The organism is Rhodothermales bacterium (genome assembly GCA_034439735.1).
GTDB lineage: Bacteria > Bacteroidota > Rhodothermia > Rhodothermales > JAHQVL01 > JAWKNW01.
Genome location: JAWXAX010000302.1, coordinates 104,054 through 112,540, shown reverse-complemented (window position 1 = coordinate 112,540; position 8,487 = coordinate 104,054). Strand labels below are relative to the sequence as shown.

Below are 8,487 nucleotides of genomic sequence, written 5' to 3'. Positions count from 1 at the left end.
TCCCCGCGTACGCGGGGACCCATTGAAGGCTTGAGAATACCTCGCGTGATGTTCCTTGCTCGGAACTCCGCCAAAGTTAAAACTGGTATGGTTCCCCGCGCAGGCGGGAAACGAGCGAATCGACTTACGAAGTAATCCAGCCATCAGACTGGCATTTTTCTGGGTCCCCGCCTACGCGGGGATGACTTGCTCTCTATCGAATACGCAAATCTCGACAGTTTCTTAATGGTCCATATCCTTTATTCAAATCCCGAACAACCGCCGCGCGGTGACCGTCGTGGCCTCAGCGATGGCTTCCAGCGTGAGGCCCTTCACCTCAGCAAGCCTCTCGGCCACCAGCCGGGTGTACGCCGGCTCGTTGCGCTGCCCCCGGTGCGGCTCCGGCGCCAGGAACGGGGCGTCGGTCTCCAGGACGAGGTGCTCCAGTGGGATCTCCTTCACCAGCGCCGCGACGCCGCTGTTCTTGAACGTGAGCGTCCCGCCAATTCCGAGCAGAAACCCCAGCTCGATGGCCTCATCCGCCAGCCACGCCGGCCCGCCGAAGCAGTGGAAGATGCCGCGCAGACGCCGGTCGCCGGCGGCCTCTTCCTTTAGTATCCGCACGGTGTCGCGGTACACCTCCTCCCGCCCCTGCTTGTCGCGTGTGTGGAGGATCAGAGGGAGGTCCTTCACCATCGCCAGGCGGATGTGGAAGCGAAACGAGCGCTCCTGGTCGGCGTCGAACGAGCGGTCCCAGTAATAATCCAGGCCCGACTCCCCCACCGCCACCACCCGGGGGTCGTCGCAAAAGGTGGCAATGGACTCGAAATCGGCCTCGGTGGCCTCTTTCGTGTCGGAGGGGTGGAGGGCGGACATGGCATGGACGCCGGCGTGCCGGTCGCACAGGACAAGGGCCTTTTCGATGGACGGGACGTCGATCGCCGGCAGGACCATCACCTCCACGCCCGCCTGGCGCGCGCGGGCGACAACGGCGTCGCGGTCGGACTCGAAGCGGTCGTGGTACAGGTGGCAATGGGCGTCTATCAGCATTGCAAAATGAAAAATGAAAAATGAAAAGTGGGTCGCGATCAATGGGTAATGCACGCTGTTCGCATGATGAAGGCCAACGCCCCATCGCTATTCGCTAACCACGAATCGCTAATCGCTAATCGCCTGGACGCTATTCGCTAACCACGAATCGCTAATCGCTAATCGCCTGGCCCCATCGCTATTCGCTAACCACGAATCGCTAATCGCTAATCGCCTGGCCCCATCGCTATTCGCTAACCACGAATCGCTAATCTCAGACTTCCGTATCTTGCGCCAAACACCTGCCACGGCGTGAAACGTTTCCTTCAAATCGCTCCCATTTTTGTCATCCTCGTGCCCATCCTGGTCCTCATCCCGGCCGGGACGGTGGCGTGGGAGTGGATCCAGTTGGCCCGCATCGTCCCGCTCGACGGGCCGGGGGCGTCGGAGCGGGGGTTCGACTGGGTTTCGTGGCAGGATGTCGAGGGGGGGATCGTGGCTACATTCGTGGCGCCGCGTGGGCCGGCGGCCCGGGCTGGCATCCAGGTTGGCGACAGCTTTTTTTCGCTCGACCAGCAGCAATACTTCAACGCCGAGGACCTCAAGGAGGCCATCAACGGCATCACGCCCGGCAGTTCGCGGGGGTATGTGGTGCTCCGGGGGGCGAATCAACAGGTGGTCGAGGCTCGCGTGCGGGTCACCCGGTATCCGGCGTTTCTCTACCCGCTATCTTCGTCGCTATGGCAGTTTTCGATCTGGAGCTTCGCGCTCGCAGCGTTCCTCCACATCCTGGGCCTGCTCATCGTGGCGCCGCTGGCCATCCGCAACCGCAAAGCCAAGCGGGCCCAGCTGTCGCTGCTGCTCATCCTGACCTCTTCGTTCTGGATCTTCGGCAACTGGCTGCGTCTGTTGCTGGTCGAGACCGTCGGCCCCGCGGAAATCACGGGCGGGGCGTACGACCTCCTCTTCCAGATGCTCACCGTGCTGAGCATCCTGGGCTGGCTCATCTTCCCGGCCATCCTGCTGCGGAAGGTCCTGGGGGATGCGCACCTGATCGGCGCCGGCCGGCTCGGGCGCATCCGGCACCTCATCTACCTCCCCACCGTCATCTTCGCGCTCGCCGCGATTATTGCGACGGTTGAAGGCAACCTGGGACCTTTTTCGCTCGACAGCCTGATTGCCACATTGCTCCTGTACGCGTCCTGTTATGTCGCCCTGGCGGCCGCGCTGGTGCTGGCACTGTATGGCATCAAGGGGGACGAGGCGGAGGACATGGTCGGCGGCTGGAGCCGGACCGGCAGCGCGCTGACGCTGATCGTGGCCCTCACCATGGCGCTGCTGGTACTGGGGGTGTTGCCGCTGTTCGGGTCGGCGCCGGATGTCACCGCCGGCTGGCTCATCGTCAGCGCCCAGCTCCTCTCGCTCGGGCCCATGATCCTCGTCTCGCTCGCCACCCTGAAACAGGGCAAGATCGACCAGGTGCTCAACCGGGCCCTGACCTATGTCTCACTCCTCGGCGTTATCTTTTTCGCCTTTCTGGGGGGGATGGAGATCATGGAGAAATACATCGATGACTTCGTCGTGTCCCAGAAAGTGCTCGCCGGCTTTTATGTCGTCATCCTCCTGTTTGTATTCGAGCGCATCGTCCAGCGGCTGCGGTACTACGCACCCCGCTTTTTTACGACCGAGCGGCAGAGCCTGCGTCAGACGCTGAGCCAGTACCAGCGGCAGATGGGGACGATCGTCGACCTCTACGCCCTCGCCCGACAGACGACGCAGACGGTCGGCGAGGCGTTTAACGCGCGTTGGGCGGTGTTTTTTATCCGGCCTGACGAGGCCGCCTCCAGCTGGATTTCGGCTGCGTTTAAACCGCAGACGCCCTATGTGACCGAGCGTATCGCATCGACGGTGTGGCCGGCATTCGAGGCCGAGGGGAAGATCTGGGCGGTGATGCCGGAGCTCAACGAAAGCGCGCTGCCGGCGGACATCCACCAGCTGCTCAAGGAACGTGGGACGGCGCTGGCCATCCCGATCGGCGAGGCCGGCCGGCTGGAGGGGTTGCTGCTTATCGGCGAGCGCACGCGTCGGCGGGCGTTGTATAATCTGGAGGATCTGGATCTGCTCCGCGGCCTCAGCGGCCAGCTGGCCCTGGGCATCGAGCGGCTCGTGCTCGTCGAGCGGGAAAAAACGCTCATCCGCGTTAGCGCCGAGGCTGAACTCAAAGCGCTCCGCGCCCAGATCAACCCGCACTTCCTCTTCAACGCGCTCAACACCATCATCGCCCTCATCGAGGAACGCCCAAGCGAAGCCGAGGCGACCGTGCAGCATCTCGCGGCCATATTCCGGCACATCCTGAACACGAGCAGCCGGCCCTTTGTCACGCTGGACGAAGAGCACCGCCTGGTGAATCATTACCTGAGCATCGAAAAAGCCCGTTTTGGGGATCAACTGGAGGTGGAGATCGACATTGCTCCCGGGCTGGGCGGCCACCCCGTGCCGGCGTTCGCACTGCAAACGATCGTCGAAAATGCCGTCAAACACGGCCTCGAGAAGAAACGCGGCGTAGGACGCCTGCGGATCGCCGGCCGCCGCGTCGATGCCGGCGGGATCGAGCTCCAAGTGGCTGATAGCGGCGTCGGTATCCGGGACCTGTTCGAGGCGCACGCCGGCGAACAACCGCACGGATTTTACGGTATCGGGCTCCAGAACATCGCCACGCGGCTGGAAAAGTTGTACGGGGAAACGGACCTCCTCCAGATTCGTAGCAACCCCGAGCGCGGCACCCACGTCACCCTGCGGCTGCCGCGCCCCCCGGTCCTGGTCGATGCCCCCCTCGACATGCCGCCCGCTATCGGCGTCTGACGCCACGGACTCGCACTTTTCGCCTACGCCTATGTTGCGCACGCTGATCGTAGATGACGAACCACCGGCCCGGAAACGCCTCCGCACCATGCTCGCCGGCATGGTCGCCGAGGGCCGGCTGGATATCGTGGCCGAGGCCAGCGACGGCGTCGAGGCGCTGGAGATCGTCCAGAAACAACCGATCGATCTCCTATTCCTGGACATCCGGATGCCCGAACTCGACGGCTTCGAGGTGCTGGAGCGCATCGAAAAAGCCTCGATGCCCGTCGTCGTGTTCACCACGGCGTACGACAACTACGCGCTCCGCGCGTTCGAGGCGAACGCCATCGATTACCTGCTCAAGCCGATCGAGCGGGAGCGTCTGGAGGAATCCGTCGCCCGCGCCGAGCGCGCCGCCGGCACCCACGAAGAGCGCCAGGAAAACGACGACCGGCTGGCCAGGCTGTTGGACTGGATGGAGAACCAGACGGTCCGCACCGGGGCCTCGGTTCCGCTGCCGGGGTCCCCGGCGCCGTTCATGCGCCAGATCTCGATCCCGTATCGCGACCGGATCCTCGTCATCCCCATCGAGCGCCTCGCCTCCGCCGAAATCAACGAAAGCATCACGAGGCTGTATATCATCACCGAACCGACGGACCCGTCGAAGAACCGCGTCCGCCAGCACATCGTGAACTACACCCTCGAACAGCTGGAGGAACACCTGGACCCCGGCACCTTCATCCGCGTCCACCGCTCGGCGATCGTTCACATCGAACACATCAAAGAGATGATCCCCTGGTTCAGCGGGCGGTATAAACTCATCCTGACCGGCGGGCATGAAGTGATAGCAAGCCGCGAGCGTTCGAAGGTGCTGAAGGACCGCCTGATGGTCGACCTCAAAAAGTGACGACCGTTTTTCCTGCCGGGCCAAAACCGCTGCCGGCGGCCAAAAAATATCCTACGGAGGAGCTTTTTCAGATGAGCGCAGGTATATTCCGTTATTCTAGCGTGTCGATCCACCATTCCGTCGCTCTCACATGCCGCAGCACGACGCACGCCGCTGGGTATCGATCCTGCTCCTCGTGAGCGCGTTCGCTGCGCCGGCCAACGGCCGGCCACCCGTCGATTATTCCCCGGACCCTCAACGGATCGCGGCCCCCACCCCGTTCGACTCGGTGCAGGTCCGCCTGCTGAAAAGCGCGATCCCGCGGACGATCGTCGTGAGCGGCTCTAAGGGGCTCGATGTATACTCGGCCAACGAACCCAATCCCCTCCTACGCCTGGCCGCGAATGAAAAGATGACGATCACGACGAGTGGCTCGCGGCTGTTTTTTACCTCCGGGCAGGCCGGCGGCATCTACGCCATCCGGATGACCCTTCGCCAGCCCGAAGATGGCCATCTTCAAATCGAACTGGCCGAAGCACAGTCGAAGCCGACGCGGGAGCATCGCTATGAGGGCATCCTCAAGCTAGAGGTCGACCCCACTCGTGCATCGACTGTCAAGATGGTCAACCAGGTGGCGATCGAGGATTACGTTACCAGCGTGTTGGCGAGTGAGTTTGGTTTCGAGGAAATGGAGGCGTCCAAGGCGATGGCGATTTGCGTGCGGACGCTGTCGTGGCGGAGCCTGTTGCAAAACGGGCCGGACTACGAATTGCCCGACCACGATATCTGGCAGGTCTACCACGGCATCGGGCCAATAACTCGCACGGCGCGCGAGGCGACGCGTTTGACCGAAGGGCAGGTTCTGACGTACAGCGGCGACCTCATCGAGGCCGTTTATCATTCCTCCAGCGGCGGTGTCACGGCCAATCACGAAGACGTGTGGGATGCCCAGCTTGTCCTACCCTACCTCCGCGGCAGAAGGGATCCGACCGACGCCATTTCGCCCTATACGGACTGGACGATCGAGTTGCCGAAACGCGAACTGCTCGAAGCGCTCTCGGAGGACAATGAGATCAAGGTGACCGGCATCCGTACGGGAGCGATCGGGGACGATCGACGGGTGCAGGAAATCACGCTACTCCAGAGCGGCAGCGAGGGGCGAACAATCCGTAGCAATGCCTTCCGGCTTACCGTCAACCGGCGGTTCGGGAAGGATAAACTGCGGAGCACCCTGTTCGAGCTGGATAGTACCGACGACGCCTACATCTTCAAGGGAAAAGGCTATGGGCATGGCGTCGGGCTGAGCCAGTATGGCGCCCTTGAATTATCGCGCCAGGGGAAGCTGTACAATGAGATACTGGCGCACTATTTTGACGGCGCGACAGTCAACGTCCCGCAGAACCCGGACCAGCTGGTGGCCGCCGGCGACGGCGCGGTCGTCCCGACGTCCGAATCCCTCGGGCTGTCTTCCGACCGGTCGTCGACTCGCCCGGCAACCGAGGCTGTGACCCGGACGCAACCCCGGCCTACCCCAGAAGTAGGGCCCACCACCATCGCTTTCGAGGGACAGGCTCCGGCTCCCTCGTCGGCGCGCACCGCCAGAAAAACGGCGCGCCGCAAGATCGGCTGGTGACGGCCTTTCCTACCACCTTTGAACCAGTCTACCCCTTGGCCCCACGTAGTTTTGTACTCGTCTTCTTCGTGTTTCTCCTGTTCGCCCCCACGGCGGCGGCTCAGCTTGTGCCGGCGGAAACACTTTCGGTAACCCTGCCCGGTATCGCCATCGAAGCCACCCGGTCCCCGGCCGCCCAGGCCCCCCTTGCCGCGATGGAAATTTCGCGCCTCGAACGGGTGCTCTACGAGCCGGCGACGAGCCTCGACGATGTGCTCAGCGAGTTGCCAGGCCTGTGGGTGAACGACCGAAATAATGCCTCGCTGGGCGAACGGATGTCTATCCGTGGGATGGGCTGGAGCACGGCGTTTGGCGTGCGCGGCATCCAGGTGCTGCTAGATGGCATCCCGCTCACCATGCCGGATGGCCAGGCGATCACGGACATCATCGATCCGTCCATGATCCGCCGTGCGGAGATCGTCCGCGGGCCGGCTTCGTTCCTCTGGGGCAACGGCAGCGGCGGCGTCCTCTTTCTTTCCACCGACGACACCGCGCGGGAAGGTTATGCCCGCCTGCGCGCCGCCGGCGGCAGCGACGGCTTCCAGCAGCTGGCCGCCGAGGCCGTGGCCCTGCCGGGCCGACACCGAGTCCACGCCTTTGTGTCCGACAACCGCCGCGGAGGCTTCCGCGACTACAGCGAAAGCCGGCTCACCCGCGCCTCTCTGCATGGCGACGTGGCCGTAGGCCGGCAGACACGCCTCAAGCTGATGGGCGCCTTTGCCGACCAGGACGCGCAGAACCCGGGCGCCCTGACCCTCGAACAATTCGAAACGGACCCCCGCATGGCGGATAGCCGGAACGAGCCGGCCCAGGCCGCCAAACGGAGCACCCAGTTTCAGGTCGGCGGCACCCTCTTTCACGAGACCCCGGTCGGCGTCGCCCAGCTCACCCTCTACGGCATCCGTCGCGACCTCGACAACCCGCTCACGTTTGCGTATGTCGATCTCGGACGCGTCGCCGGCGGCGCCCGGCTCTCGTTCCAACGCGATACCGACCGCTATTCGATGGGCGTCGGCGCCGACGCCGGCCTCCAGTCGGACGACCGGATCAACCGCAACAACGACGCCGGCCGGCCCGGGGAAACGCTGTCGTTGGATCAGCAGGAGGACGTTTCGAGCGTCGCTGCCTACGGCTTCCTGACGGCGCACCTGACGCCGGCCCTTGACTTGAGCCTCGGCCTGCGCGGCGACCGGGTGGTCTTCACGATGGATGACCGCCAGCTCGCGAACGGCGACCAGTCCGGCGACCGCACCTTCTCGGCCGTCAGCCCCTCCATCGCCCTCGCCTACCGCCTCGGCGCAACGCAGCTCTACGGGAACGTGCGAACCGGCTTCGAGACGCCCACGACGACCGAGCTCGTCAACCGGCCCGACCTCACCGGCGGGTTTAACCCGGACGCCGACCCGCAGCGCGTTTCCGGCTTCGAGGCCGGCGCCCGGGGCGCCATCGGCCAGGCCGGCGCCCGGTTCGACATCGCGCTGTTTTCGATGCGCATCACAGATCGCCTCGCGCCGTACCAGACCGAGGAAGGCGGCGACCGCACGTTCTACCGGAATAGCGGCGCCAATACCCACCGGGGCGTGGAGGTATTCCTCAACGCCCCGGTTTCGCCGGCGATCGCCCTGTCGGTGACCTACAACGGCGGCATCTACGAATACGACGAGGACGACCTCGCCGGCTCTCGCCTGCCGGGCATACCAGACCACCGACTCATGGCCTCCGCCCGCTTTGCCCGCGGCCGACTGTGGGCCCGGGTGACAACCGAAACGGCCACCTCATACTTCGTGAATGATGCCAATACGCAGAAAAACGACGGCTATACGCTCATCGACCTCAACCTCGGCGCCCGCATCGACGCAGGAGGGGTCCAGGCCACGCCGTTCGTGCGGCTCGCCAATGCTTTCGATAGGAAATACGCCGGCTCGGTGGTGGTAAATGCCTTCGGCGGACGGTTTTTCGAGCCGTCGCCCGGCCGGTCGATCCAGGCCGGTGTGAACGTGACCTTGTAGAGACGCAATACATTGCGTCTCCAATGGACGGCCGGGGCGATGGGCCGACGCGATGGGGCGACATGATGCGG

General features: G+C 64.0%; 5 protein-coding genes. 4 read left to right on the top strand and 1 reads right to left on the bottom strand.

All coding sequences use genetic code 11. The features are described 5' to 3' along the window. Positions 1-243: 243 nt before the first annotated feature. A complete protein-coding gene (locus tag SH809_21345; GenBank protein MDZ4702269.1) occupies positions 244-1,029 on the bottom strand; it encodes a TatD family hydrolase in 786 nt (261 codons plus the stop codon). Positions 1,030-1,320: 291 nt separating this feature from the next. Here SH809_21345 and SH809_21340 point away from each other — a divergent pair, with 291 nt between their 5' ends. From SH809_21340 to SH809_21325, 4 genes are all read left to right on the top strand, one after another. Beyond that, positions 1,321-3,870, top strand: a complete 2,550-nt coding sequence (locus SH809_21340) for a histidine kinase (GenBank protein ID MDZ4702268.1) — start codon at positions 1,321-1,323, stop codon at positions 3,868-3,870. 31 nt (positions 3,871-3,901) lie between these two features. Beyond that, entirely contained in the window at positions 3,902-4,756 is an 855-nt protein-coding gene (locus SH809_21335) for a response regulator (protein ID MDZ4702267.1), read from the top strand. Between the two features lie 130 nt (positions 4,757-4,886). Then, the gene (locus SH809_21330) at positions 4,887-6,368 is read left to right on the top strand and encodes a SpoIID/LytB domain-containing protein (GenBank protein ID MDZ4702266.1); all 1,482 of its coding nucleotides are present in this window, start codon (positions 4,887-4,889) and stop codon (positions 6,366-6,368) included. A gap of 35 nt (positions 6,369-6,403) precedes the next feature. Next, entirely contained in the window at positions 6,404-8,416 is a 2,013-nt protein-coding gene (locus SH809_21325; protein MDZ4702265.1) for a TonB-dependent receptor, read from the top strand. Positions 8,417-8,487 lie beyond the last annotated feature (71 nt).

Excerpts from the sequence above, each read along its gene's own strand:
- SH809_21330 (MDZ4702266.1), top strand. The coding sequence starts at position 4,887 with ATGCCGCAGCACGACGCACGCCGCTGGGTATCGATCCTGCTCCTCGTG.
- SH809_21345 (MDZ4702269.1), bottom strand. The coding sequence starts at position 1,029 with ATGCTGATAGACGCCCATTGCCACCTGTACCACGACCGCTTCGAGTCC.
- SH809_21335 (MDZ4702267.1), top strand. The coding sequence starts at position 3,902 with ATGTTGCGCACGCTGATCGTAGATGACGAACCACCGGCCCGGAAACGC.